Below are 23,983 nucleotides of genomic sequence, written 5' to 3'. Positions count from 1 at the left end.
AAACCGGCACGGGCGTTTCCCTTGATCGCGTTCCGAATCGGAGTGGCGTAGCGCGCGTTGACCCGCACGCACAGCTGCGTCGGCGCAGCGGACGAAACCGCCGTCGCTGGATGAGGGGTTGGCCCTGCTTCCGCCCGAGCGTTCCTCGAACTGCCGTTCCACTTGGCCCGATTAGCAGCGGGACCGACCGCCTTCAGGACAGCGACGGAAACGGGACGACTCGCGATTTCCATGCCCTGTCGGTCGGGTGAGGTTTTGCGGGACTCCCGTTCCGACGGACGACGGAACCGTCGAGCTGGGGTTTCTATGCCCTCTTGATCGGGCGAGGCTTTTCGAGGGTTGTGGTTGGGGGCAGGCTCTGACGTGCGTGATCGTAGCGGGTTGCGAGGACTTCGGCAAGGATGATCAACAGGTGGTGGGACATCGGCATCTGCTACCTCCCTCGCGGTGCTGTGACCCGCGTGAACGATGTCCGCGAGGACCGAAGTGCTTTCCGGATCTCGCGGCGATGTCGTGTACCGGTCGCAGTGCCCGCTCGTGGGCCGGGCAGTTCACGTTCGAGCAGGCTACGCGGTTCTCGCCGGGCCGACTCCTTCCAGCGGAGCTGTCGAAGCCGCGCGTGGTTCGTGCGGGTCGCCGGAGAAGGCAGGGACGTAGCCGCGTGCGCGATCAGCCTCGTGGCGCCGTCCAGTCACTGTTCCCCTTCAGCGCTCCCGGCGCCGGACTGCTCGGCGATCAGGAGTTCCGTGCGGTCCGAACAGGTAGGGGACTGAAACCAGTCCAGCTCACTGGGTTTCGCCATCGGGTACTGAAACCCGCACACCGACGTGTCGGCCGGTCGGCCGTCCCAGTGCCTGCCCCGGAAGGCGTGCCGAACCCATTCGAACCCGGTTCGATCCGGTACGGGCAACCAGTAGTGCCGCCGCTCGGTGGTTTCCACCGTCGTGCCTCCCGCACTGCCTCGGACAGTTGGATACTCGATGGATTCGAGTTGTTACCCGTTCGGGAGGTGTGCCGGACAGTGGCGAAGGACCCCACGAAAGCTCTCGGGGCCAAAAGGCTCGCGAAAGCACTCGGCAAGGAAGTCGTGCTGGAGAAGGACGCCGAGTCCCGCTGGTGCGGCGCTCATCCGCTGACCGGGCTCGTCCCCGTCCCGGGGCGGTGACGAACGTTCGACGCACGGCCGTTCTCGTGGATCCGAGAGCACCACGGACCGGCGTGCGATTTTTCTGAAAGAATTTCTTTTTCAGGATCGCGAGCAAAGAAGAGCCCCCTGATCGTGACCAGGGGGCTCGTGCTATTTTGATTCCGCCAAGATATCAAAAAGCAGTGCTGAGTCTAGCACGGAATGACTCCCCGCCGCGCGAACCCCAGGCAGCGCGTGGGTAGGGCCGCAAGTCCTGGCCACGGTTCACAGCCGTGCGGACCGCCGTCAGAGGGCGTGAAGTTCGCGCGTCAGGCAACGCACGATCTAGGCGAACCCGGCCGTGTCCTTGGTAAGCCCTGACGCTCATGCTCGGGCACTATCGGCCCATCATCGCCGCTCTGCCCGTAACCCCCGGCTCGGCGCGGGTGTAACACCCCGCGCGGGGTGAAGCTCCGAAGTCACAATTCCGGTATACCGAGAAGCTTCACCTCCCCCTCGACCCCGGGAGAACTGTGTCCAACACACGACACACCCGAGATCGAGGGGGGACTCGCAGCCTTACGGGTCCACGCGGTACCCGAGCCCCGGCATCGCCTCCGGCTCACAAGAAAAGACGGACGGCGGCCCGGCACCGGGGCCGGGTGAGGCTGTCGGGGGTTGCCGTTCAAAACGAGGCCGCACCGAGCGAGACCAACGCGCGCGAGGGGTACACCCCGAAGTTCATCACCGGGTGCTCTGGACCCGTTCCGTGCGCCGGCCTCGCTCCCAGCGTGGCGTGCCCCGCGATCTCCGGGCGCCTCCAGTTGAAAGCGCCCGGAGCCGGGTCAGGCCACGTGGGTGCCGTCGCGGACGGTACCCACGTACTCCTCGACGAGGTCCTCCAGCGCCACCACGCCCAGCGGTTTCCCGCCATCGTCGATGGCGGTGGCCAGGTGACTGCCGGTGCGGCGCAGCGCCGTCAGCGCGTCGTCCAACCGGGCCCGCGCACGCACGGTGGGCAGCGTGCGGATCCGGGAGGTCGGGACCAGGGTGCGCGGCGAACTGCCCGCCTGGTCCAGCACGTCCTTGACGTGCAGATACCCCACCAGCTTGCCGCCGTCGCCGCGCACGGGGAAACGCGAGAAACCAGTGGAGGAAACCGCGTCCTCCACGTCCGTCAGCGTGGGATTGCCCGGCAGGGTGGTCAGGTTTCCCAACGGAACCACCACGTCGCCCACGGTGTTCTCCACCGAGGAGAGCGTTTTCGCCAGTCTGCGGTGCTCGGACTGGTCCAACAGTCCCTCGCGCCTCGACTCCACCAGCAGCTCGGCCAGCTCCGAGGAGGTGTAGGCGGTCTCCAGGTCCTCCTTGGGCTGTACCCGCAGCGCCCGCAGCACCAGGTTTGCCAGCATGTTGAACAGCGCGATCAACGGCCGGGCCACCTTGACGAAGCCCACCAGGGCGGGGACCAGCCACAGCGCCAACCGCTCCGGATCGGCGATCGCGAGGTTCTTCGGCACCATCTCGCCGACCAGCACGTGCAGCACGACCACGAGCGCCAGCGCGATCGCGAAGGAAACCGCGTGCACCAGCACCGAGGGCACCGGAATCGGGCCCAACAGCCGGTCGAGCTGGTGCGCCACGGCGGGCTCGCCCAACCTACCCAGTCCCAGCGAGCAGAGCGTGATGCCGAGCTGGGCACTGGTCAACATCAGCGAGCCTTCCTGGCTGGCTCTGATGACCGTGTTGGCCCGTCGCTTCCCCTGCTCGCGAAGCGCCTCCAGGCGGTCCCTGCGCGAGGACAGCAGCGAGAACTCCGCCCCAACGAACAGCGCGTTGAGCAGCAACAGCAGCACGGTGAGTCCGATGGCCGTACCGTCGCTCATCGGGACACCTCCCGTTGCGGTTCGGCGTTCGCGACCGGCTGTCTGGAGCCGAGCTCAGGGGAGCGATGCTGCAGCCGCAGTTCGGCGATGCGATGCCGGTCCATGCCGGTGACCGTCAGGGTCCAGTCGTCCTGCTGCAGCCGGTCGCCCGGCGTGGGGATGCGGCCCAGCCGGTGCAGCACGAAGCCCGCCACCGTCTCGTAGTCACCCTCCGGCATGGCGAAGCCGGTTGCCTCCTCGAGTTCGTCCGCCCGCAGCAGTCCGGAGATGTTCCAACTGGAACCGCCGGTGCGGCGTACGGCGGCCGCCTCACGCCGGTCGTGCTCGTCGCGCACATCGCCGATGATCTCCTCGACGACGTCCTCCAGACTCACGATTCCCGCTGTGCCGCCGTACTCGTCGACCACCAGCGCCATCTGCAGCCCGGAACCGCGCAGCCGTTCCAGCAGCGCGTCGCCGTCCAGACTCTCCGGCACCGTGGGCACTGGTCGGGTCAGCGACCCCACCGAGGTCCCGGCGCGGTCTCCCAACGGCACCCCGAAAGCCTGTTTGACGTGCACGACGCCGTGCACCTCGTCGAGGTCGCCGCTGTGCACCGGGAACCGGGAGAAACCGGTGCGCCGGGCGGTGTCGATCAGTTCGAGCACGCTGTCCCGCGCGGTCAGCGACTCGACCCGCACCCGGGGGGTCATCAGTTCCTGGGCCGTGCGTTCCCCGAACCGCAGCGAGCGGTCCATCAGCACGGCGGTGGCCTCGTCGAGCGTGCCGTGTTCCGCGCTGGAGCGCACGATCGAACCGAGCTCGTCGGGGGAACGGGCCGAACGCAGTTCCTCCTGCGGCTCGACGCCGAACTTCCGGATCACCCAGTTGGCGCTGTTGTTCATGCCGTTGATCAACAGGCTGAACACCTGGGAGAACGTGGCGTGGTAGCCCGAGACGGCCCGGGCGGTCGGCAGCGGTCGTGCGATCGCGAGGTTCTTCGGGACCATCTCGCCGAAAACCATCGACAGCGTGGTCGCAAGAAAGATCGCGAGCACGAGGGCCGAGGGGACCGCCACGCTCATCGGTATCCCGAGCGCGGTGATGACCGGACGTAGCAGGTCACCGATCAGCGGCTCTGCCACGTAACCGGTCACCAGGGTGGTCAGCGTGATCGCCACCTGCGCGCCGGAAAGCTGGAAGGAGAGCGTGCTGTGGGCGCGGCGTACCGATCTGGAACGCCTGTCACCGACCTCGGCGACATGGGCGTCGATGGTGCTGCGTTCCAGGGTGGTCAGTGAGAACTCGGCGGCCACGGCCAGCGCCGTGCCCAACGTGAGCACTCCGACGAACAACAGTCCCAGGATCGCGAGTAGAACGTCCATCATCCACCGCCTCGCGACTGGCTGTTACGGCGTCGCGGTCGATGGTGAGTGGCAAAGCAGCCGGGTCTTCGACCCGGCCCGGTACTGCCGTCGGTCGAGTGTGCCTCGGGCACTGACGCTGTCACTCCTTTTGCGTCGTGTCGTGATCGTCGACTACCGGGCCCGTGTACTCCGTGCGGAGGCGGTGTTCCCGGTATCGGTGCGTACATCCTACCGTGTGGGACCCCGTGGTGGCTTCCACTGTGGCGCGGATATCCCGTCGGGCTCCCGTTCCCCCGCTTCTCCGGCGGGTCGCCGGCCGCGAGCTCTCAGGCCTGCGTGGATTCTCAGGGCTGCCTGCCCAGCATCGCCAACAGGCGGCTCTGCGGGGCCGCGGAGACGTTGACCGGTTTCGCCGGTGCGAAGAGCCCGGAGTCGGCGAGTGCCTCCAGGTGCGGTTCGAACACCGTTCGTATAGTCTCCACCAGTTCCGGGTCGAGCCCGGTGTCGGCCCCGATGCCCCTAGCCAGGTCCCAGGCGTGCACCGCGAGGTCCATGGTCATCTGCCAGCCGTAGTCCTCGGTGGGGATCTTTCCGCCGGTTACGTTGACCCGGCCGGACAGCTTCGCGTTGTCCCAGGCCGCTCGTGCCGCGGAGCTGGCCCGGTCCCAGGCCGCTTGCGGGTCCTCGCCCACCAGGTCACCGTCGAATCGGTCGCCGACCTGTGCCAGCGTGTGCCCCTCCAGCAGCCAGGGCGCCCACAGCTGCTCACTGACCAGGTGGTTGAGCAGGTCGCGTACCCGCCAATCGCTGCACGGGGTCGCGTTGTCCAGTTGGTCGATTCCGGTGCGACGAACACGGTTGTCGAATTCGCGCATCGCCGCCCGGTGCGCGGGCAACAGTTCCATCTCCGCTCCATGGCTCTGCGTTTTCCAGGGTGCCGCTGGTGTGCGACTCGAAGACTCGCACAATGGTTCTCGGGTCGAGGATTCGGGACCGACGCGGTGCGAGCGGGTCCCGGCGTTCCGTGTCACCCGGTCTCGCGGACCCGTCGACCGCCGCGTTCCGCCTCGGATGTCGAGAGCTCCAGGGTGAGGTCGCTCACGTGGCGTGAGTATATCCGTTACGCAGCACTCACGTTCGGTGCGGGGAGCGTGACTCCCGGAACGTGCCGCATCCGTTGCGCGAACATTGGGCCCTCCCGACTTCCCGGAGTTGTCCACCTGTGAAACATCTGCTCATCCAGACGTCACACCTTTGATGGACCCAGTGCTCGTGGCCTGCGAAGAAGTACGTATCCTGCCGCAAGTTGTCAGGTGGCCACCGCTGCCTAGCCATGCGTACGAGAGGACGTGATCGTGAACACCTCCACGGTTACGAGCGAGTCGCACGGGAGAGGGTTCTTCGGGCAACCCCCCGGCTTGTCCACATTGTTCTTCGTCGAGATGTGGGAGCGCTTCTCCTACTACGGGATGCGCGCCATACTCGCGCTCTACCTCTACACGGCGGTCACCCAGGGCGGACTCGGCATGGCCGAGTCGGTGGCCGCATCGCTGGTGTTGACGTACGGCTCTTCGGTCTATCTGACCGGTGTCGCCGGTGGCTGGCTCGCGGATCGTGTTCTCGGTGCGCAACGCGCCATCTTCTACGGCGGCGTGCTCATCATGCTGGGCCACGTCTGCATGGCCTTCCCGGGCGGTTACTACACCCTCGGCGCGGGGCTCGCGCTGATCGTGCTCGGCACCGGTCTGCTCAAGCCCAACGTCTCCAACGTCGTCGGTGGTCTCTACCACAGGGACGACGCGCGGCGGGACGCCGGCTTCTCCATCTTCTACACCGGAATCAACATCGGGGCCTTCGCCAGCCAACTGCTGACCCCGGCGTTGGCCGCCGGACCCGGCTTCCACTGGGGCTTCGGCGCGGCAGCCGTGGGAATGGCGCTCGGGCTGGCGCAGTACGTGCTCGGCCGGGGTCGTCTCGCGGGCGTGGGAAGTCAGCCGGTCAACCCCCTCCCGGCACACCGTCGCAACCAGGTTCTCGGGCGCGTCGGGCTCATCGCCGCGGCCGCGGTAGTGGTGCTCGGTGCCGCGCTGGCCGTCTTCGGAGTCACCGGCCTGATCAATACGATCACCCTGGTCTCGATCCTGCTTCCCGTCGCCTACTTCCTGGTGATGTTCCGCAGCAACCAGGTGACCAAGATGGAACGGGACCGGCTCCTTTCCTACATCCCGTTGTTCGTGGCCACCGCGATCTTCTTCCTGCTGTTCGAACAGCAGGCGGCGACGCTGGTCATCGTGACCGACCAGCAGACGGACACCACGCTGTTCGGCTTCGACTTCCCGGTGGGCTGGTTCCAGTCCATCAATCCGCTGGCCATCGTCGTGCTGGCACCGCTGTTCGCGTGGATGTGGACCAGACTGGGCAACCGGCAACCGAGCACGCCGATCAAGTTCACCGGCGGACTCTTCTTCGTCGCACTCGGTTTCCTCTGGGTGGTCATCGCCGGACTGTTCCGGGACGAACAGGGACTGTTGAACCCGTTGATGATCGCCTTCGTGTTCGTGCTGTTCACCGTCGGTGAGCTCATGCTCTCCCCGGTGGGGCTGTCGGCCACCACCAAGCTGGCTCCGGACGCGTTCTCCTCGCAGACCATGGGTCTGTACTTCCTGGCTCCGGCGCTTGGGCAGGGAGTCGCGGCGCAGATCGCGAAGCTCTACTCGGAACAGCACCAGGACATGTACTTCGGCGGGGTGGCCCTGGTCACATTCGCTCTGGCGGTACTGCTCGCGCTGTTGTCGCCGCGTGTCAAGAGCTACATGCACGGAGTGAACTGACCCAGGACCCAACTGCCGTGGCCGGGTGCCTTCCGCGCCGCGCACCTCTTCCGACGAGAGGTGCGCGGCGCGGTTCTCGTCACGTGCGGGAGGCTTTCGGAGTCCGTCCCGCCCGGCTCAGAATCTTCCCGGTCTTCCCACCCGCCCCGCTTGGGTCCGGGCGGGATCACGGCAACGCGAATATGTCGCCCAGCACGGTGTGCTCGGCGGTCAGCCGGTGTTCGGCAGGACTGTCGTAGACCACGAACAGTTTCTCGCCGTCCGGCTCCGAGACCACCGAGATTCCCTCGGCGTGATCGTCACCGGCCCCGTGGGGCAGTTCCAGCTCCACCGGCAGCTGCTCGGAACGCACCACCTCGGGGGCCTCGCTCTTCGCCGCGCCGCGCCAGCGATACACCCGGATCGGTCCGTCGAGGTCCATGGACGGCCCCGCCAGCACGAGCAGGTCGTCCCCGTGCGGGCACAGGTCCCGGATCCCGAGTCCGTCGAGATCGAGGAAGTGCTTGCGATAGCGTGAGCCGCCGAAGCCACTCAGGGTGAGCTCACCGGCCTCCGTCCCCTCGGTCGGTGCGATCTCCAGCAGCACGGCCCAGCCGCGCAGCACAGGACCCCGCAGGCCGAGGAACAGGTTCTGTCCCTTGACCGCGATCCCCTCGACGTCGAGTCCGTTGTCCTTGGCCGGTATCCGCAGGAACGGACTCAGATGCGGATCCACGGCCAACGCCTCGGTGAGACTGTCCTTGCGGCGCGCTCCCAGTACGGCGGAGCGCCTGCCGTCCGACGCCTCCCGCACCAAGCGGGGTGGGCCGTCGCCGTCGCGTTCCACCGCCAGCCTGGCCACGACGTGCCGGTTCGCCTCGTCCCGCACCTTGGCCAGTCGTCTGGCCGCCTTGGTGTCGTCGTGTTTGGGTTTGATCTTCTTGCGCACCAAGCTGTGCGAGCCCACCGCCCACAGCCAGTCCCCGTTCAGGCCGAGCCCTTCGATGTCGGCCTCCTCCTCGGCGGGACCGGGCAGCGGCACGAGATCGGCGAGCCGAAAGGTTCGCTGCTCACCGTAGGAATCCGGGTGTTCCCCCTCCGCGATCCGCATTCGTTCCACGGTCGCGGTCTCGTCGCCCGCCACCCACAGGCATCCGTCGTCGCCCCGGATCGCGGAGATGTTGACGTGTGTTTCCGCGTCCACCGACTCCTCGTGGAACCGCAGTGCCATACGTCGTTCGATTTCGTGGTGCATGGTCCGCATTATGCTGCTTTCCGGTGTGCCGTTCCGGCCGCAGGAGGCGTTCGCCCGGAAGGCCACGCCTCATCGTGCCGGTTCGGCTTCCCGGCGTTCGACGAATCCGAACTCCCGCCCGAGGTCGTGCAGGATCCGGCCGACCCGGTCGAGCAGATAAACCGTGCGGTGCAGTGAGGTGGGACCGGACGGCAGGGTCTCCGCGATGTCGTGCAGCTCCTCCGTGCGTTCCCGCATCTCCTCGGCGATGCCGTCGAAGTCCCGCGTGCCCCGGCCGGTCAGCGCCGCCGCGGCTTCCGCCATGCACCGGAGCAGTGCGACCAGCCTGTTTCGGGTGTCCTCGTCGATCATCTCGGCGCTGTCGCCCAGCACCACGGTGAGGTTGCGGACGTAGTAGGCGCAACCGGATGCCATGGTCAGCTCGCGTTCCAGCCGACTTCCCTGCGAACGCACTCGCAGCCCCGTCAGCGGCCGTGCGCTGCCGCGCAGCCGGTGAAACCGGTCGTCCAGCTCCCGCACGTCCTCGCGCAACCCGGAGACGGTTCTCTCGGCCTCCACGTCGCCGGTGGCCCTGTCGAGCAGGTCCCGCAGCTGCAGCAGGAAGTCCTCCGAACGCGCACGCACCACCGAGCGGGTGCTGGTGGGCAGGATCAGTACGGCGGCGACCACGCCTGCCGCCGCCCCTATCGCCGTTTCCACCAGCCGGGTCTCCAGTACCGCGACGGAGAAGGTGCCCAGGATTCCGTAGAGGAGACCGAGCGCGGTCGTGATGAAAAACGTCAGGGCGGCGTAGGAGTATCCGATGAAGTAGAACGCGAGGAACAGACACAACAGGATCAGCATCAGTTCGGTGGTCAGATACCCGGTCACCTGCGAGGCCACCAGAATCCCGGCCAGCACCCCCAGCAGGGTGCCCGCGGTGCGCTGCCAGGCACGTACCAGCAGCTCGCCACGACTGTTGACGCTGATGAACACCACGAACGCCGTGATCACCGCCCAGTACCAGCGGTTCGGCGACACCAGTTGACCGCCGACGATGGCCAGCGCCGCCGCCGTGGTCACCTGAACCGCCGTGCGTACCTCGAGGCGCCGGAGTCCGGTCTCGGAGTCCTGCGGTTCCTCCTGTTCGTCGGTGCCCCGTTCGGTCTCGGTGTTCTCGAGTTGTCCGGAGCCGGACTCCTCGGCGTTGTAGTCGCTGCCGAGCTCGGAGGTCGCCTCGGCAAGCTCGGCCAGTGCCGCCCCGAGCCTGCGCACCGTCATGGCGAGCTCCACCGATCCCTGTCGTTCCACTTCCTCGGCGACGCGCTTGGCGGCCTTGCGGAACTCGGCGGGGTCCGTGCGCAGCAGGTAAAGCAACGGGGTCAGTGCAGGAACGGCTCCGGAAGGTTGATCGATCGCCCTGGTCAGTGGGGTGAGCAGGTTCTCCGCGGCCAGTTCGACGTTGAGCAGTCGCTGTCGCAGCCTGGTTCTGCCCCGCTCGTCGATGCCCGTCAGCTGTTCGACCGTGCCCTCGAGCATCAGCGCGGTTTCGTTCAGTCGGGTGAAGCGGTTCTGCACTCGACGGCGCCGTGTGGTCGAGTCGGGGTGTTCGGCCAGATCGCGCACCGTGTGCAGCAGCGCGTGCACCTGGGCCCTGATGGTTCTCCTGCCCCTGCGGAGTACACCCTGCGGGTCGTCCCGCAGCAGCACGAAGCGCAACAGGCAGGCCGCCAACGCACCGCAAACCGCGGCCAGCGCCATCACCGGCAACTGGGAGAGGTCCGGGCGCAGGAACATCGCGAAGAAGTAGCCGAAGAAACCCACGAAGCCCAGTGCGAAGTAGCGCACCCCGAACCGGCGGACATAGGTGGCCGCGTAGATGACCACCAGAAAGATCAGCACCGTCAGGAGCGGGATCGGCCTGCTGAGGGTGGCCACGGTCAGACTGATCGTGGTGGGGATGGGCATCAGCAGGGTGGTGATCAGCTTGCCGCGCTCGGTGGGATCGTTGACCGCCACCGAGGACTGAATGGCAACGATCGCGCCGATCAGTGCGCTGGGCAGCGCCAGCCCCAGCCACGCGAGCGTGGGCAGCATGACCAGCAGGGTCAGGGCGACCGAGGAGACCACCCGCACGGCGGTCCGGAACCTGCGCAGTGCGGGGTCCGAGGCGACGAAGCGATTCCACCACTCGCTCCACATGCGTGCCTCCGGCTGCCGTCACTGGCCGACTTCTCCCCGTCGCCGCGCGGTTGTCGGCCGGGTTCGGGGCGAGATTACGCCCGCGGCCGGTTCAGGGCATCGCACACGCCGTGCTCGCCGGGGGCAGGGGAGCGCCGGATCACACCTTGCCACTGCGGTGGCGCCGCACGCTCTCCTCCACCAGATCCAGCACCGGATCCATGTCGTCGGCGGGGAAGCCCATGGCCAGATGCGAGACGAGTCCTTCCAGCACCAGCTCCAGGTATGCGGTGAGCACGTCCACATCGACGTCGTCACGCAGGTTGCCCGAACGGTGCTGCCGGTTGAGCCGTTCCCTGGTCGCGGCGGTGAGCTGCTCGGAACGTTGTGCCCACTTGGCGCGGAACTCCTCGTCGGTCCGGAGCCTGCGGGAGACCTCCAGCCGGGTGCCGAGCCAGTCCGCGCCGGGAACGCTTCCGCCGCCGTGCGGTTCGGAAAGCAGGTCGCGCATCACTTGCACCAGCCCCTGCTCGGCCACGACGTCGGCCATCCGGCCCGCGTCGTCCTCGGCCAGCGCCAGGAACAGCGACTCTTTGTCCTTGAAGTGGTGAAAGATCGCGCCCCGGGAGAGCCCGGTGGCTTCTTCGAGCCTGCGCACGGTCGCACCCTCATAGCCGTACCTGGCGAAACAGGCACGTGCGCCGTCCAGAATCTGGCGGCGTCGCGCCTGCAGGTGGTCCGAGCTCACGCGGGGCATGAACTGATCGTCGCAGCTCGCCGGTGTTCTCGCAATCCGTACGTACGTTTTGTGAACTCGTCCGCTCACTCACCGCGATGCGGTGTTTCGTAGCAGCCGCCGTTCGAGGGCCGCAAGTGGTGCGTATCCCTTCGGGCGACGGTAATGTCTACGTGTAAACCAGAACACAGGCGGTGATGGAACGTGGCCATGCCCATCGATCGGGATGATCCCGTCGACCCGGCGGTCCACGAGGTACCAAAGTCGCGCTTGCGGAGCCGTGCCGACGCGGAGGCCTACGTTGCCTCGGTGTGCTTCAAACACGGTCCACCCCGCTTGCTCGGCATCGAACTCGAATGGACTGTCCACCATGCCGAAAATCCCCGAAAGCCGCTGGATCCCGAACGCCTCAGACAGGCCCTCGGATCCCACACTCCCGGTTCACTGGCCCCGGAAAGCCCGAACGACGGATTGCCGAACGGCTCGGCACTGACCCTCGAACCGGGCGGCCAGATCGAAATCTCCAGCGCTGTGCACGAGTCGATGAGCGCGCTGCTGGAATCACTGACGGGCGATATCGCCTACGTCCGCGAACTGTGCGACCGTGCCGGCCTGGTGCTCGGCACTCGCGGTATCGATCCCTGGCGCCCACCACGTCGACTTCTCCCGGTGGCGCGCTATGCGGCCATGGAGCACGCGTTCGATCGCATCGGAAGCGGTGGCAAGCGGATGATGTGCAGCACAGCCGGCATACAGGTGTGCCTGGACATCGGTGAGCGGGAACGCCTCGGACCGCGCTGGGCGGCGCTGCACGCCCTCGGCCCGGTCCTGACCGCGACGTTCGCCAATTCGTCCACCATGCTGGGAGGCGACACCGGATGGGCCTCGGCCCGGGCACGGTCCCTGCTGCACACCGATCCGCCCCGCACGCGTCCCGCGCCGATCACACCCGATCCGGCCGCGGACTGGGCGCGGCACGTGCTGGACGTTCCGGTGGTGTGCCTGCGGCGCGACAACGGTGACTGGAGCACTCCGAACGGGATCAGCTTCGCCGAATGGATCGGCGGTTCACTCGAAGAAGCCCCCACGCGCGACGACCTCGACTATCACCTGACCACCATGTTCTCCCCCGTACGTCCCCGCGGCTACTTCGAGGTGCGTTACCTCGACGCGCAGGAGGGGGACGAGTGGATGCTGCCCGCCGCCGCGCTGATCGCCCTCTTCCGCAGCGAAACCACCGTGGACAAGGTGATCGAGGAGACCTCCGCGGTCGCCGACAGATGGGTGGACGCGGCACGCCACGGACTCGCCGACCCCGAACTCGCCCGGGCGGCCGAGGCCGTTTTCGACCTGGCCTGTCGTTGTTTGGAAGCTCTCCCCGACAGCCCCGCGGGGCTGGCCGAACGAGTGGCCGAAACCGTACGGCGGCGCCTCGAAACAGCCCGTGCGGCGCACGAGCCATCCACCGCAGGAGGACGACGTGAGCACCATCGGCCCCGAATCGGCTGAACTTACCCCGGACGATCTCAAGAACCGCGTCGCCGTTGAGCTGGAGCGAACCAGGCAACGCAGCATCGCCCTCACCGACGCGGTAGACGACGACGATCTCGTCGCGCAGCACTCCCCGTTGATGTCGCCACTGGTCTGGGACCTGGCCCACGTCGGCAGTCAGGAGGAGCTCTGGCTGGTGCGGGACGTCGGCGGACGCCCCGCACTGCGCCCCGACATCGACGATCTGTACGACGCTTTCCAGCACTCGCGTCGCGATCGCCCCGAACTGCCACTGCTCGGTCCCGGTGAGTCACGCGACTACATCGCGACCGTCCGCGACAAGGCCCAGGACGTGCTGCACCGGGTGCGCCTGGACGGCAGACCCCTGGTGGAGCAGGCCTTCGCCTTCGGCATGATCGTGCAGCACGAGCAGCAGCACGACGAGACCATGCTGGCCACTCACCAGTTGCGACGCGGCGAGCCCGTGCTGCACGCTCCGGACCCACCCTCGGTGGGCGAAACCCCGCTGCCGTCGACGGAGGTGTTCGTCCCGGCGGGGGATTTCACGATGGGAACATCCACCGAGCCCTGGGCGCTGGACAACGAACGTCCCGCTCATCCCGTGCACGTCGAGGACTTCTTCATCGACGCCCAGCCGGTGACCAACGCCGACTTCTTCCGTTTCATCGAAGGCGGTGGTTACCAGAAGTCCCGCTGGTGGAGCGAGGCGGGGTGGCGACACCGCGAACACGCACAGCTGAGTGCGCCGCTGTTCTGGCGGCGCAGCGGTGACACCTGGTGGCGTCGTCGGTTCGGCGGGATCGAACCCGTTCCACCGCGGGAGCCGGTTGTGCACGTCAGCTTTCACGAGGCGCAGGCCTACGCGAACTGGGCGGGCAAGCGTCTTCCCACCGAAGCGGAATGGGAGAAGGCGGCGCGGTTCGATCCCGCCACGGGGAAGTCCATGCGCTATCCGTGGGGCGAGTCCGAACCCACCCCCGAACGGGCCAACCTGGGCCAGCGGCATTTGCGTCCCGCCCCGGCGGGTGCCTATGCCGCCGGGCGGGCGCCGTGCGGGGCCGGGCAGCTGATCGGTGACGTCTGGGAGTGGACGTCCTCCGAGTTCGCCGCCTACCCGGGTTTCGAGGCCTTTCCCTATCGCGAGTACTCGGAGGTCTTCTTCGGTACGTCGCAGAAGGTGCTTCGCGGCGGATCGTTCGGAACCGACGCCGCGGCCTGCAGGGCTACCTTCCGGAACTGGGACTTCCCGGTCCGTCGGCAGATCTTCGCCGGATTCCGTTGTGCACGCACCCCCTCGCTGGACGAACTCGACTGAGCGGACGTGGCCATGTGCAGACATGTCGGTTATCTGGGGCCGCCGGTGCGGCTGGACGAGCTGCTGCTGCGTCCGTCCCACGGGTTGCTCGAACAAACCTGGGCGCCGAACGACATGCGCCTGGGCGGGACGATCAACGTGGACGGTTTCGGTGTCGGTTGGTATCGCGCCGACCGTGCCGAGCCCAGCAGGTATCGCGCGGTGGGGCCGATGTGGGCGGACGAGAACTTCGCCGCCCTGGCCCCCGAGGTGTCGGCGGACGCCCTCGTCGGCGCGATTCGTTCCGCCACCAGATCGACCTCGGCCGAGCGGACGGCCTGTGCCCCGTTCCGGTCGGGGCGCTGGCTGTTCAGCCACAACGGAGCCGTGCCCGGCTGGCCGGAATCACTGGCCGAACTGGCCGAAAAGCTCGACCCGGTGCGGTTGCTGGCATCGGAAGCACCGGTGGACTCCGCGACCGTCTGGGCGTTGTTGTCGCACCGGCTCTCCGAAGGGCAGCCTCCCGTCGACGCGGTTCGCGACACGCTCGTCGAAGTGGTCCGTGCCGTGCCCGAGGCACGGATGAACATGCTGCTTTCCGACGGGCAGCTGTTGATCGCCACCACCTGGACGCACTCGCTGTCGGTGTGCCGGACCGACCGCGCGGTGGTCCTCGCGTCCGAACCCTTCGAACTGCCGGCCGCCGCCCGTGGCCCTCGCGAGGGTTCGGGGTGGGAGGAGTCGTCGTGGCATGCCGTGCCGGACGGCTACCTCGTCGTGGCCGACCGCGAGGAAACCACTCTGAGCCCGTTGCCGGACATCGAACTACGAGACAGCCCGACCGCCGAGAGCAGGTAACCGGATGCACCCCGTCGAACTGATCAACCACCGCTCCGAGACCGACGTGGCGCGCGAACTACGCGCCGACGCAAGGGACGGACTCACCGCCGACCCGAAACGTTTACCACCGAAGTGGTTCTACGACGCCCACGGCAGTGAGCTCTTCGAACGCATCACCGAGCTTCCCGAGTACTACCAGACCAGGGCCGAGTACGAGATCCTCGAGACACACGCGCTGGACATCGTGGAGCGCACGGGTGTGGACACGCTCGTCGAACTCGGTTCCGGATCCTCCTACAAGACCAGGCTGCTGCTCGACGCGATGCGCAAGAACGAGCGACTGCGTCGCTTCGTTCCGCTCGACGTGTCGGCCTCCGCCCTACGCGGCGCGCTGGAAGCCATCGCGGCGGACTATCCGGAACCGGCGCTGTACGGGATCGTGGGGGATTTCGACACCGCACTGGCCGCACTGCCGGAGGAGGGCACGCGGTTGGTCGCGTTGCTCGGCGGAACGATCGGCAACATGCGTCACCCCCAGCGGATACGATTCCTGCGTACCGTTCGGGAAGCCTTGTCGTCGGGGGAGTGGCTGCTGCTCGGGACCGACCTGGTCAAGGACCCGGCACGACTCAGGAGCGCCTACGACGACAGCGCAGGAGTCACGGCCGAGTTCAACCGCAACGTGCTGCGCGTGCTCAACCGTGAGCTCGACGCGGACTTCCCGGTGACCGAGTTCGAGCATATCGCCGACTGGAACGAAAAACGGGAACGGATCGAGATCGGACTGCGCGCTCCCCGCGCCATGCGGGTGCGGCTGGCCGAACTGGACGCCACGATCGAACTGGCCGCCGGTGAAGTGATCGAGACCGAGATCTCGGCGAAGTTCCGGAGGGAACGTGTCGCCTCCGAACTGGCCGAGGCGGGATTCGAACCGGTCGAGTGGTGGACCGACCGCGCCGGAGACTTCGCGGTGTCGTTGGCCCGGGTCCGTTGAGGACCTCGTTTCCACGCGTGCCGCACCGTGGGCGAGCACGGTTTCACTCGTCCGGACGGCCCGTTCACTCGTCCGGACGGCTCTGGGCGGTGGAACCGTGCGGCAGGCCGGGGGTGAGGCGGGCCGCGGCTTCCTGCGGTGAGGAGGTCAGCATCAGACACGGCAGGCAGGGCATGCCAGCGGGCCGGTCCGCCGTCTCGGCCACGGTGTCCGGGATGCGCAGTCCACAGTGGGTGTCCCAGTGCTCCGGGAGTTCGTCGTGCCCCGTCGCGTCCTCGTCGTCGAGGGTGCAGAGATGGACCTGTCGCTGCGATTCACCCACGAGCCCCGCACGGTACCGAACGGCTAGCGTTCTGCTCATGCGGTCGCTCCGACACGTTCCTTGGCCACGCCCATGCACGCGTCGCAAGTGGGCCACAGCCAGTTGAGCTCGTTCGAGGCCGCCGCCACGACCCGCTTTCCGCACAACGTGTCGAGGCTTTCCCCTTCGTCGTGCTGCTTCCCCCGGGGAAGGGGGCCCGCTATGGCGTGTCGCTGTTTCTCGGCGGGTTGCCAGTGATGCTTGAGTTCACTTGTCATGATCACACCTCCGTGACGGGGGACGCGCGAGCCCGCTGAGGGTGATGCACGCGGACGTATTCTGTGACCGTTTTCACCCGTCGGAATGAGTCGGGATTCCGAGCACGGAAGATCCCCGTGTGATCCTAATCCCTCTTGAAATGGCTCGGCGCCGTGGGCCCGTCCGAACGGTCCCACGGCGCCGAGGGTGAACTCCACGAGCCGTCAGGAGTTGACCATGTTCCGCAGCACGTACTGCAGGATGCCGCCGTTGCGGTAGTAGTCGGCCTCACCCGGCGTGTCGATACGAACGTCCGCATCGAACTCCACGGTGGAGCCGTCCGCCTTGGTGGCGGTCACCTTCACCGTGGCCGGGATCTCACCGTTGTTGAAGGCGGTGATTCCGTTGATGTCGTAGTGCTCGGTGCCGTCGAGCCCCAGCGACCGGGCGGTGCTTCCCGCCGGGAACTGCAGCGGGACGACGCCCATGCCGATCAGGTTCGACCGGTGGATCCGCTCGAACGACTCGGCGATCACCGCGCGCACCCCGAGCAGCGCGGTGCCCTTGGCGGCCCAGTCCCGGGACGAGCCGGAACCGTACTCCTTGCCCGCCAGGACCACCAGCGGCGTGTTCTCGGCGGCGTAGTTCTGCGCCGCGTCGTAGATGAACGCCTGCGGGCCACCCTGCTGGGTGAAGTCGCGCGTGTAGCCACCCTGCACGTCGTCGAGCAGCAGGTTGCGCAGCCGGATGTTGGCGAACGTGCCCCGGATCATCACCTCGTGGTTACCCCGGCGGGAACCGTAGGAGTTGAAGTCCTTGCGCTCGATGCCGTGCTCGCGCAAGTACTGCCCGGCGGGGGAGTCGGGCTTGATGGCGCCCGCGGGCGAGATGTGGTCGGTGGTGACCGAGTCGCCGAGCAGGGCCAGCACCCTCGCACCGGAGATGTCGGTGACCGGTTCCGGCTCCAGACCCATGCCCTCGAAGTAGGGGGGCTTGCGCACGTAGGTGGACTCCTGGTCCCACTCGAAGGTCTCGCCCTCGGGGGTGGGCAGCTCCCGCCAACGCTGGTCGCCCGCGAACACGTCGGAGTAGTCGTTGGTGAACATCTCCTGCGTGATCGCCGAGTCGATGGTGCTCTGGATCTCCTGCGGGCTCGGCCAGATGTCGTTCAGGTAGACCGGCTTGCCCGCGGTGTCGTGCCCCAGCGGGTCGTTGGCGAAGTCGAAGTCCATCGAGCCCGCCAGCGCGTAGGCGATCACCAGCGGCGGCGAGGCCAGGTAGTTCATCTTGACGTCCGGGTTGATCCGGCCCTCGAAGTTGCGGTTGCCGGACAGCACCGAGACCACCGAGAGGTCGTTGTCCTGCACCGCCTGCGAGATCTCGGTGGGCAGCGGCCCCGAGTTGCCGATACAGGTGGTGCAGCCGTAGCCCACCAGGTGGTAGCCCAGCTTCTCCAGGTACGGCCAGAGGCCTGCCTTCTCGTAGTAGTCGGTGACCACCTGGGAACCGGGGGCCATCGAGGTCTTGACCCACGGCTTGGTCTGCAGCCCCTTGTCCACCGCGTTGCGAGCGAGCAGCGCCGCGCCCAGCATCACGGAGGGGTTGGAGGTGTTGGTGCAGGAGGTGATGGAGGCGATCACCACGGCACCGTGGTCGAGCTCGAACTCGCCCCTTTCCTCCGAAGTGACCTTGACGGGTTTGGAAACCCGGCCGTCGGAGCCGTCGGCAGCCGAGACCAGCTTGGGCTTGTCACCCTCGTCGTGGTGGGTCACCGCGGGTGCGTCGCTGGCGGGGAAGGACTCCTCGCCGGCTTCGTCCAGGGCACTGTCGTCCGAGCTGACCTGCACGTAGTCGCGGAGCGAGCCGCGGAAGGAACTCTTGGCGCCGGAGATCGCGATCCGGTCCTGCGGACGCTTCGGACCGGCGATCGAGGGAACCACGGTGGAAAGGTCGAGTTCCAGGTACTCGGAGTACTCGGGCTCGTGGTTCGGGTCGTGCCACAGGCCCTGTTCCTTGGCGTAGCTTTCCACCAGGTCCAGCTGGTCCTGCGGACGGCCGGTGAGCTTGAGGTAGCGCAGCGTCTCCTCGTCGATCGGGAAGATCGCCGCGGTGGAGCCGAACTCGGGGCTCATGTTGCCGATCGTGGCGCGGTTGGCCAGTGGGACGGAGGCGACCCCGGAGCCGTAGAACTCGACGAACTTGCCGACCACGCCGTGCTCACGCAGCATCTCGGTGATCGTCAGCACCACGTCGGTGGCGGTGGCACCCGGGGGGATGTCGCCGGTGAGCTTGAAGCCGACCACCTTGGGGATGAGCATCGAGACCGGCTGGCCCAGCATCGCCGCCTCGGCTTCGATGCCGCCGACGCCCCAGCCGAGCACGCCCAGGCCGTTGACCATGGTCGTGTGCGAGTCGGTGCCCACGCAGGTGTCCGGGTATGCCTGGCCGTTCCGGGCCATCACACCCCGCGCCAGGTGCTCGATGTTGACCTGGTGAACGATGCCGGTTCCGGGGGGTACGACCTTGAACTCGTCGAAGGCGTTCTGTCCCCAGCGCAGGAACTGGTAGCGCTCCTTGTTCCGGCCGTATTCGAACTCGACGTTGCGTTCGAACGCGTCCGGTTTCCCGAAGACGTCGATGACCACGGAGTGGTCGATGACCAACTCGGCGGGGGCGAGCGGATTCACCGAGGAGGCCTGGCCACCCAGCTCGACGACGGCCTCACGCATGGTGGCGAGATCGACCACGCAGGGGACCCCGGTGAAGTCCTGCATGATCACCCTGCCAGGGGTGAACTGGATCTCGGTGTCCGGTTCGGCGGTGGGCTCCCAGTTGCCGAGTGCGCGTACGTGCTCGGCGGTGATGTTGACACCGTCCTCGGTACGCAGCAGGTTCTCCAGCAGGATCTTGAGGCTGTACGGCAGCCGCTGCGCGCCGTCGACCGCGTCGAGTCGGAACACCTCGTAGGAGGAGTCGCCGACACGCAACGTGTCACGGGCGCCGAAGCTGTCCTTGCTCGCAGGTGCGGTCACGTTCCACTCCATCTCGTGACGGGCGTGCGCAAGTTCGGGAACGGCACGGGTCCGGAAAAGTCTCGCGCACTTCGGTGTTCCGTACGCGCGGACCCTTGCTTCAGCTTAAACAGTACGCTTGTCCTGTATTCGTGCTCAAGGCAGGGTCGGGCGAAATCGAGTCCGAAATATGGCCGTGCGCGTAATCTCGCGGTTTTTGCCCGGGCGAGCGGTGCGGCCGGTGAGGCCCTTCGAGAGGTCCGGCGCGTGCCGTGCGCCCCAGGGGCGTCAGGCCTCAGGAGTCCTCGTCCGCGTCGTCCTCGGTGCTGGGCAGTTCCGCGAGCTGGGCGCGCAACCTGCGGGCCCACTCCAGGTCGCGGGCGAACGTCGCGTCGTAGTGGTCGATGCCGTGTGGCGAACTCATATAGTAATTATTTCGATTCATTTCGTGGTTGCTTTCACTCTTGGGATGGAGTGCCGCGAGTGTCTTTCTGACGTTGCGTACACGGAGTGCCCAGTCGAGGTTACCGGCGCACACTGGTGGGTAGACACCTGACGTGCGAATACTCATGGATGTGGTGTCGAACGAAGGATCTTTTCCGAGCGGGCGGTCCCGGAAGAGCCAGCAGTGCTCCTCCCGGGCGTGCCGCATTCGTCCGACACCGTGATCCAGGGATCCGTGACGGCATCGGCCTCTCGATGACGGAAGGTGGGTCGACAATGAAGGCGGTCGTTTATCAGGAACCTTTCTCGGTGGACATCTCCGAGGTGGCTGATCCCAGCATCGAACACCCCAACGACGTGCTCGTCAGGGTGACCTCCACCGCTATCTGCGGCTCGGACCTGCACATGTACGAGGGCCGCACCGCGGCCGAACCGGGCATCGTGTTCGGCCACGAGAACATGGGAATCATCGAGGACATCGGCAGTGGGGTCACCTCACTGCGGCGCGGGGACCGCGTGGTCATGCCGTTCAACGTCGCCTGCGGATTCTGCCGAAACTGCATGGAGGGCAACACCGCGTTCTGCCTCACGGTCAACCCCGGTTTCGCCGGGGGTGCCTACGGCTACGTGTCGATGGGGCCCTACACCGGCGGGCAGGCCGAGTACCTGCGTGTCCCCTATGCCGACTTCAACTGTCTGAAGCTGCCTGCCAACGGCGAACACGAGACCGACTTCGTGCTGTTGGCCGACATCTTCCCGACCGGCTATCACGGCTGTGAACTGGCCCAGGTCATTCCCGGGGACAGCGTGGCGGTCTACGGTGCGGGCCCGGTGGGGCTGATGGCCGCCTACTCGGCTCTGCTGCGCGGCGCTTCCCGCGTGTTCGTGGTCGACCGCATTCCCGAACGGCTCACCAAGGCCACCGAGATCGGTGCGATACCGGTGGACTTCAGCCGCGGCGACCCGATCGAACTGATAAAGGACCAGACGGAGGGAGCCGGAGCCGACAAGGGGGTGGACGCCGTCGGATACCAGGCCCAGGTCGCCGACGCTTCCAGGGAAGAACCCGCGACGGTGCTCAACTCGTTGATCGAGAGCGTCCGTCCGACGGGGCGGCTCGGCGTTCCCGGCCTCTACGTTCCGTCCGATCCCGGTGGTCCGAACGAGAGCGCCAGACAGGGCATGCTCTCGGTCGAGATGGGCCGCATGTTCGAGAAAGGCCAGGTCATGGGGACCGGCCAGTGCAATGTCAAACGGTACAACCGCCAGTTGCGGGACCTGATCGTCGCCGAGCGGGCGAAGCCCAGTTTCGTGGTTTCCCACGAACTGTCACTTCGGGACGCTCCCGGCGCCTACACCAAGTTCGACCAGCGCGTTGAGGGATACACCAAGGTCGTGCTGCATCCCTGAGTACCCCTGAGTGACGCTCGCCTCCGACCCGTGCCCGGGGCCTTCCGCCGGGCACGGGTCTTTTCACACACGGAAGGCGACTCCTCGACGAGTACGTGCGGGCCATGCCCGGATGTCCGCCGTGGGCGGACGGAATCCTCCGCGGTGCCGCCAATGATCCCCACCGCGAAATCGTGTCGAAAACCGCGTTTGGCACCACACGGCGTGGCGATTTCGCGAGAATTCGACGGGGGCGCGATAGGGGAGCGTTCCCGTCGGTAAGGCGACACCAGGAGAATCCACGTTGGACAAGATCGGCGACTGGCTCGAGGGCCGGCTCCACTGGCACGCCTACGTCGAAGCGGGTGATTTCTCCGCCGAGCGCAGCGATCGGACGAAGCGGTTGTCGCGCAGTCCGGACCGCGTGCTGCACACCCCGGACGACGCAGCCGAGTGGCTGGCCGAGATGACCCGCAAACACGCTCAGCGGCGTCGAATACGGTTGCTCGGTGAACGGGCCTGGGCCGAACTCGCCGACGAGGACCAGCTCAGCCGTGATCTCGAACGAGATCTGGAAGTGCTCTGTCACGGCCATTCGCTCTACACCGACGTGCCGCGTGAGACCGACCGACTGCGACTGCACGTCGAGGCGGTCGACGGCAGCGAGTGCCGCCTCACATGCCGGTAGCCCGTCCCTCCCGCGCCCGGAAGGCGACGAGCGGTCTCGACAACGGGTTCGAGAAACTCGGTAGAATCTCCGTTCGAACCCGCACTACCCGTTTGGGAGGACATCATCGACGGGCAGCACCCCGAGAGCGACATCGGCGACGATCCGGACCTCTCCAGGCCGAACCTGGCGCGGATGTACGACTACTTTCTCGGTGGCTCAGCCAATTTCGAGATCGACCGGCGGGTCGCCGACGAGGCAGCCGAACGCGCGCCCGCTTCGGTGACCTTCGCCGTCGAGAACAGGGCCTTCCTGCGGCGAGTGGTGCGTTACCTGCTCGACGCCGGAGTGGACCAGTTCCTCGATCTGGGATCCGGTGTTCCTACGGCCGGCAATGTCCACGAGATAGCGCACGAGCGGGCGCCGGGGGCGCGAGTGGCCTACGTGGATCACGAGCCGGTTGCCGTGGCGCATGCCCAACGACTGCTGCGTGACTCGCCCAACGTCACGATCACCAGGGCGGACGCGCGTGACACCGAGACCGTGCTGAACGCGCCCGGCGTTTCCGGGCTGCTCGACTTCGACCGTCCGGTGGCGGTGCTCGCGGTCGCGTTGCTGCACGCCATTCCCGACCACGACGAGCCCGGAGCCATGCTCGCCGCCTACCGTGATGCCTGCTGCGCGGGCAGCGCCGTGGCCGTGTCCCATCTTTCCGGAACAGCGTTCACCTCCGACGAGCAACAGGCCGTGCGCGAACTGCTCGAGGCCACCCCCACCCCGGTAACCCTCCGGGACCAGGAAGCGATCGGTCGACTGCTGAGCGGATACCGGCTCGTCGACCCCGGGTTGGTGCTGCTGCCCGACTGGCGCCCCGACGACGAGAATCCACCGCGCCATCCCGCGGCCCACGCCAACGGGTACGCGGCGGTCGGCTGGTGCTGATGCGGGGCGAGCGCGCGGCAGCTCCGCGAGCGCGGTGATGAACGCGGGACGGTTACGTGCCCTCGGCCTAGCCTTCGCGATCGCTTCGGCACTGTTCTTCGGTGGTTCGGGGCCGTTCGCGAAGCCGTTGCTGGTCGCGGGACTCGGTTCGCTTCAGGTCACGTGGCTGCGACTCGCGGGGGCGGCGCTTTTGATGTCGCCGCTGCTGCTCCGGTACCGCTCGGCGGTACGTACCTCTCCCGTGGCGGTCGCGGGCTACGGAATGTTCGCGGTCGCCGGAGTGCAGGCCTGCTACTTCGGAGCCATCGCCACCATCCCGGTGGGAGTGGCACTGCTGATCGAATTCCTCGGGCCCGTGCTGGTGTTGGTGTGGGCCCGTTTCGTGCTACGGCGTCCCGTCACTCCGATGGCGGTGATGGGTGTGGTGCTGGCAGTGACGGGGTTGGCGTTCGTGGTGCGTGTCTGGGCCGGTGTCGCGCTGCATCCTGTCGGATTACTACTGGGCCTGGGGGCCGCGGCGTGCCAAGCCGCGTATTTCCTGCTCTCCGAAAGCACCGCCTCGGTCAGACCCAGCGCGCTGGCGGCGTACGGGCTCCTCATCGGTGCTCTCGTCATGACCGTTCCGGCCCGGCCGTGGCGCATGGATTGGTCGGTGCTGACCTCGCGGGTCGAGCTGGCCGGGCACGAGCTGCCCGCGGCGTTCGCGGTGGTTTGGATCGTGCTCGTCAGCACGGTCTTCGCCTACCTCACCGGCATCGTGGCGGTGCGCGGGCTGTCCGCGCCGATCGCGGGCGGAGTGGCCTACCTGGAACCGGTGGTGGCCACGGTGCTCGCCTGGTGGTTGCTGCACGAAACCCTGCTGCCCGTCCAGTTGTTCGGCGGTGTGCTGGTGCTGCTCGGAGCGTTCCTGGCGCAGTGGGGCGCACCTCCTCGCCCGGTGGATTCCCTCGGTACGGCGACGGAGACCACCCTGTCGAGCGGGCGGGGATGAACGACTCGGGAACGATCGTGC

Annotated in this window: 21 protein-coding genes; 10 read left to right on the top strand and 11 right to left on the bottom strand. The window is 67.1% G+C overall.

The features are described from left to right. Positions 1 to 691: 691 nt before the first annotated feature. A complete protein-coding gene (locus ACOQFL_RS18675; protein ID WP_435545472.1) occupies positions 692 to 940 on the bottom strand; it encodes a hypothetical protein in 249 nt (82 codons plus the stop codon). Between the two features lie 81 nt (positions 941 to 1,021). Between ACOQFL_RS18675 and ACOQFL_RS18670 the strand changes: the two genes are divergently transcribed. Further along, positions 1,022 to 1,165: a hypothetical protein gene (locus ACOQFL_RS18670; RefSeq protein ID WP_435545471.1), complete on the top strand. Its 144-nt coding sequence runs from the start codon at positions 1,022 to 1,024 to the stop codon at positions 1,163 to 1,165. A gap of 806 nt (positions 1,166 to 1,971) precedes the next feature. Here the strand turns inward: ACOQFL_RS18670 and ACOQFL_RS18665 are convergent. From ACOQFL_RS18665 to ACOQFL_RS18655, 3 genes are all read right to left on the bottom strand, one after another. Next, on the bottom strand, positions 1,972 to 3,012 hold the full coding sequence (locus ACOQFL_RS18665; RefSeq protein WP_435545470.1) for a hemolysin family protein: 1,041 nt from the start codon (positions 3,010 to 3,012) through the stop codon (positions 1,972 to 1,974). Beyond that, positions 3,009 to 4,376, bottom strand: coding sequence for a hemolysin family protein (locus tag ACOQFL_RS18660; protein ID WP_435545549.1), 1,368 nt, complete (start codon positions 4,374 to 4,376; stop codon positions 3,009 to 3,011). Before ACOQFL_RS18660 ends, ACOQFL_RS18665 begins: the two co-directional genes overlap by 4 nt. Before the next feature lie 326 nt (positions 4,377 to 4,702). After that, entirely contained in the window at positions 4,703 to 5,263 is a 561-nt protein-coding gene (locus ACOQFL_RS18655) for a TIGR03086 family metal-binding protein (protein WP_435545469.1), read from the bottom strand. Between the two features lie 450 nt (positions 5,264 to 5,713). On the opposite strand from ACOQFL_RS18655, the gene ACOQFL_RS18650 reads away from it, so the two are divergent. After that, positions 5,714 to 7,189, top strand: a complete 1,476-nt coding sequence (locus tag ACOQFL_RS18650; protein ID WP_435545468.1) for a peptide MFS transporter — start codon at positions 5,714 to 5,716, stop codon at positions 7,187 to 7,189. Between the two features lie 166 nt (positions 7,190 to 7,355). Here the strand turns inward: ACOQFL_RS18650 and ACOQFL_RS18645 are convergent, their stop codons facing one another. From ACOQFL_RS18645 to ACOQFL_RS18635, 3 genes are all read right to left on the bottom strand, one after another. Beyond that, complete coding sequence (locus ACOQFL_RS18645) at positions 7,356 to 8,423, bottom strand: DUF3616 domain-containing protein (RefSeq protein ID WP_435545467.1); 1,068 nt, start codon at positions 8,421 to 8,423, stop codon at positions 7,356 to 7,358. Between the two features lie 69 nt (positions 8,424 to 8,492). Beyond that, a complete protein-coding gene (locus ACOQFL_RS18640) occupies positions 8,493 to 10,604 on the bottom strand; it encodes an FUSC family protein (RefSeq protein ID WP_435545466.1) in 2,112 nt (703 codons plus the stop codon). A 139-nt stretch (positions 10,605 to 10,743) separates the two neighbouring features. Then, positions 10,744 to 11,340: a TetR/AcrR family transcriptional regulator gene (locus tag ACOQFL_RS18635; RefSeq protein ID WP_435545465.1), complete on the bottom strand. Its 597-nt coding sequence runs from the start codon at positions 11,338 to 11,340 to the stop codon at positions 10,744 to 10,746. A 249-nt stretch (positions 11,341 to 11,589) separates the two neighbouring features. On the opposite strand from ACOQFL_RS18635, the gene egtA reads away from it, so the two are divergent. The 4 genes from egtA to egtD are packed head-to-tail and all read left to right on the top strand — an operon-like array spanning position 11,590 to position 15,959. Further along, on the top strand, positions 11,590 to 12,828 hold the full coding sequence (gene egtA / locus ACOQFL_RS18630; RefSeq protein ID WP_435545464.1) for an ergothioneine biosynthesis glutamate--cysteine ligase EgtA: 1,239 nt from the start codon (positions 11,590 to 11,592) through the stop codon (positions 12,826 to 12,828). Then, positions 12,800 to 14,146 (top strand): ergothioneine biosynthesis protein EgtB, encoded by a 1,347-nt coding sequence (gene egtB / locus ACOQFL_RS18625; protein WP_435545463.1) that lies wholly within the window; start codon positions 12,800 to 12,802, stop codon positions 14,144 to 14,146. Before egtA ends, egtB begins: the two co-directional genes overlap by 29 nt. 12 nt (positions 14,147 to 14,158) lie before the next feature. Next, complete coding sequence (gene egtC, locus ACOQFL_RS18620) at positions 14,159 to 14,983, top strand: ergothioneine biosynthesis protein EgtC (RefSeq protein ID WP_435545462.1); 825 nt, start codon at positions 14,159 to 14,161, stop codon at positions 14,981 to 14,983. A 4-nt stretch (positions 14,984 to 14,987) separates the two neighbouring features. Beyond that, positions 14,988 to 15,959 (top strand): L-histidine N(alpha)-methyltransferase, encoded by a 972-nt coding sequence (gene egtD / locus ACOQFL_RS18615; protein WP_435545461.1) that lies wholly within the window; start codon positions 14,988 to 14,990, stop codon positions 15,957 to 15,959. 64 nt (positions 15,960 to 16,023) lie between these two features. On the opposite strand, the gene ACOQFL_RS18610 is transcribed toward egtD, so the two are convergent. From ACOQFL_RS18610 to ACOQFL_RS18595, 4 genes are all read right to left on the bottom strand, one after another. Further along, a complete protein-coding gene (locus ACOQFL_RS18610) occupies positions 16,024 to 16,320 on the bottom strand; it encodes a hypothetical protein (RefSeq protein WP_435545460.1) in 297 nt (98 codons plus the stop codon). Next, on the bottom strand, positions 16,317 to 16,538 hold the full coding sequence (locus ACOQFL_RS18605) for an HC3 family zinc finger protein (protein ID WP_435545459.1): 222 nt from the start codon (positions 16,536 to 16,538) through the stop codon (positions 16,317 to 16,319). The genes ACOQFL_RS18610 and ACOQFL_RS18605 overlap by 4 nt, the downstream gene beginning before the upstream one ends. Positions 16,539 to 16,742: 204 nt before the next feature. Beyond that, the gene (acnA, locus tag ACOQFL_RS18600) at positions 16,743 to 19,550 is read right to left on the bottom strand and encodes an aconitate hydratase AcnA (RefSeq protein ID WP_435545458.1); all 2,808 of its coding nucleotides are present in this window, start codon (positions 19,548 to 19,550) and stop codon (positions 16,743 to 16,745) included. 274 nt (positions 19,551 to 19,824) lie between these two features. Further along, positions 19,825 to 19,953, bottom strand: a complete 129-nt coding sequence (locus ACOQFL_RS18595) for a hypothetical protein (protein ID WP_435545457.1) — start codon at positions 19,951 to 19,953, stop codon at positions 19,825 to 19,827. Positions 19,954 to 20,249: 296 nt separating this feature from the next. On the opposite strand from ACOQFL_RS18595, the gene ACOQFL_RS18590 reads away from it, so the two are divergent. The 4 genes from ACOQFL_RS18590 to ACOQFL_RS18575 all read left to right on the top strand — a co-directional run bounded on the left by ACOQFL_RS18590 (position 20,250) and on the right by ACOQFL_RS18575 (position 23,962). Further along, positions 20,250 to 21,383, top strand: coding sequence for a glutathione-independent formaldehyde dehydrogenase (locus ACOQFL_RS18590; protein ID WP_435545456.1), 1,134 nt, complete (start codon positions 20,250 to 20,252; stop codon positions 21,381 to 21,383). Positions 21,384 to 21,666: 283 nt separating this feature from the next. Further along, positions 21,667 to 22,050 carry a hypothetical protein gene (locus tag ACOQFL_RS18585; protein ID WP_435545455.1) on the top strand — a complete coding sequence of 128 codons (384 nt, stop codon included), beginning with the start codon at positions 21,667 to 21,669 and terminating at the stop codon, positions 22,048 to 22,050. A 174-nt stretch (positions 22,051 to 22,224) separates the two neighbouring features. After that, entirely contained in the window at positions 22,225 to 22,971 is a 747-nt protein-coding gene (locus ACOQFL_RS18580) for an SAM-dependent methyltransferase (protein WP_435545454.1), read from the top strand. Between the two features lie 37 nt (positions 22,972 to 23,008). Then, the gene (locus ACOQFL_RS18575) at positions 23,009 to 23,962 is read left to right on the top strand and encodes an EamA family transporter (protein WP_435545453.1); all 954 of its coding nucleotides are present in this window, start codon (positions 23,009 to 23,011) and stop codon (positions 23,960 to 23,962) included. Positions 23,963 to 23,983: the final 21 nt, after the last annotated feature.

This window comes from Actinopolyspora sabaoui (assembly GCF_051225635.1).
Classification (GTDB): Bacteria; Actinomycetota; Actinomycetes; order Mycobacteriales; family Pseudonocardiaceae; genus Actinopolyspora.
The sequence above is the reverse complement of the archived record's forward strand: the minus strand, read 5'-3'. Positions and strand labels throughout refer to the sequence as shown.

Excerpts from the sequence above, each read along its gene's own strand:
- ACOQFL_RS18665 (WP_435545470.1), bottom strand. The coding sequence starts at position 3,012 with ATGAGCGACGGTACGGCCATCGGACTCACCGTGCTGCTGTTGCTGCTC.
- ACOQFL_RS18660 (WP_435545549.1), bottom strand. The coding sequence starts at position 4,376 with ATGGACGTTCTACTCGCGATCCTGGGACTGTTGTTCGTCGGAGTGCTC.
- ACOQFL_RS18655 (WP_435545469.1), bottom strand. The coding sequence starts at position 5,263 with ATGGAACTGTTGCCCGCGCACCGGGCGGCGATGCGCGAATTCGACAAC.
- ACOQFL_RS18645 (WP_435545467.1), bottom strand. The coding sequence starts at position 8,423 with ATGCACCACGAAATCGAACGACGTATGGCACTGCGGTTCCACGAGGAG.
- ACOQFL_RS18640 (WP_435545466.1), bottom strand. The coding sequence starts at position 10,604 with ATGTGGAGCGAGTGGTGGAATCGCTTCGTCGCCTCGGACCCCGCACTG.
- ACOQFL_RS18635 (WP_435545465.1), bottom strand. The coding sequence starts at position 11,340 with ATGCCCCGCGTGAGCTCGGACCACCTGCAGGCGCGACGCCGCCAGATT.
- egtC (WP_435545462.1), top strand. The coding sequence starts at position 14,159 with ATGTGCAGACATGTCGGTTATCTGGGGCCGCCGGTGCGGCTGGACGAG.
- egtD (WP_435545461.1), top strand. The coding sequence starts at position 14,988 with ATGCACCCCGTCGAACTGATCAACCACCGCTCCGAGACCGACGTGGCG.
- ACOQFL_RS18610 (WP_435545460.1), bottom strand. The coding sequence starts at position 16,320 with ATGAGCAGAACGCTAGCCGTTCGGTACCGTGCGGGGCTCGTGGGTGAA.
- ACOQFL_RS18605 (WP_435545459.1), bottom strand. The coding sequence starts at position 16,538 with ATGACAAGTGAACTCAAGCATCACTGGCAACCCGCCGAGAAACAGCGA.
- ACOQFL_RS18595 (WP_435545457.1), bottom strand. The coding sequence starts at position 19,953 with ATGAGTTCGCCACACGGCATCGACCACTACGACGCGACGTTCGCCCGC.
- ACOQFL_RS18590 (WP_435545456.1), top strand. The coding sequence starts at position 20,250 with ATGAAGGCGGTCGTTTATCAGGAACCTTTCTCGGTGGACATCTCCGAG.
- ACOQFL_RS18580 (WP_435545454.1), top strand. The coding sequence starts at position 22,225 with ATGTACGACTACTTTCTCGGTGGCTCAGCCAATTTCGAGATCGACCGG.
- ACOQFL_RS18575 (WP_435545453.1), top strand. The coding sequence starts at position 23,009 with ATGAACGCGGGACGGTTACGTGCCCTCGGCCTAGCCTTCGCGATCGCT.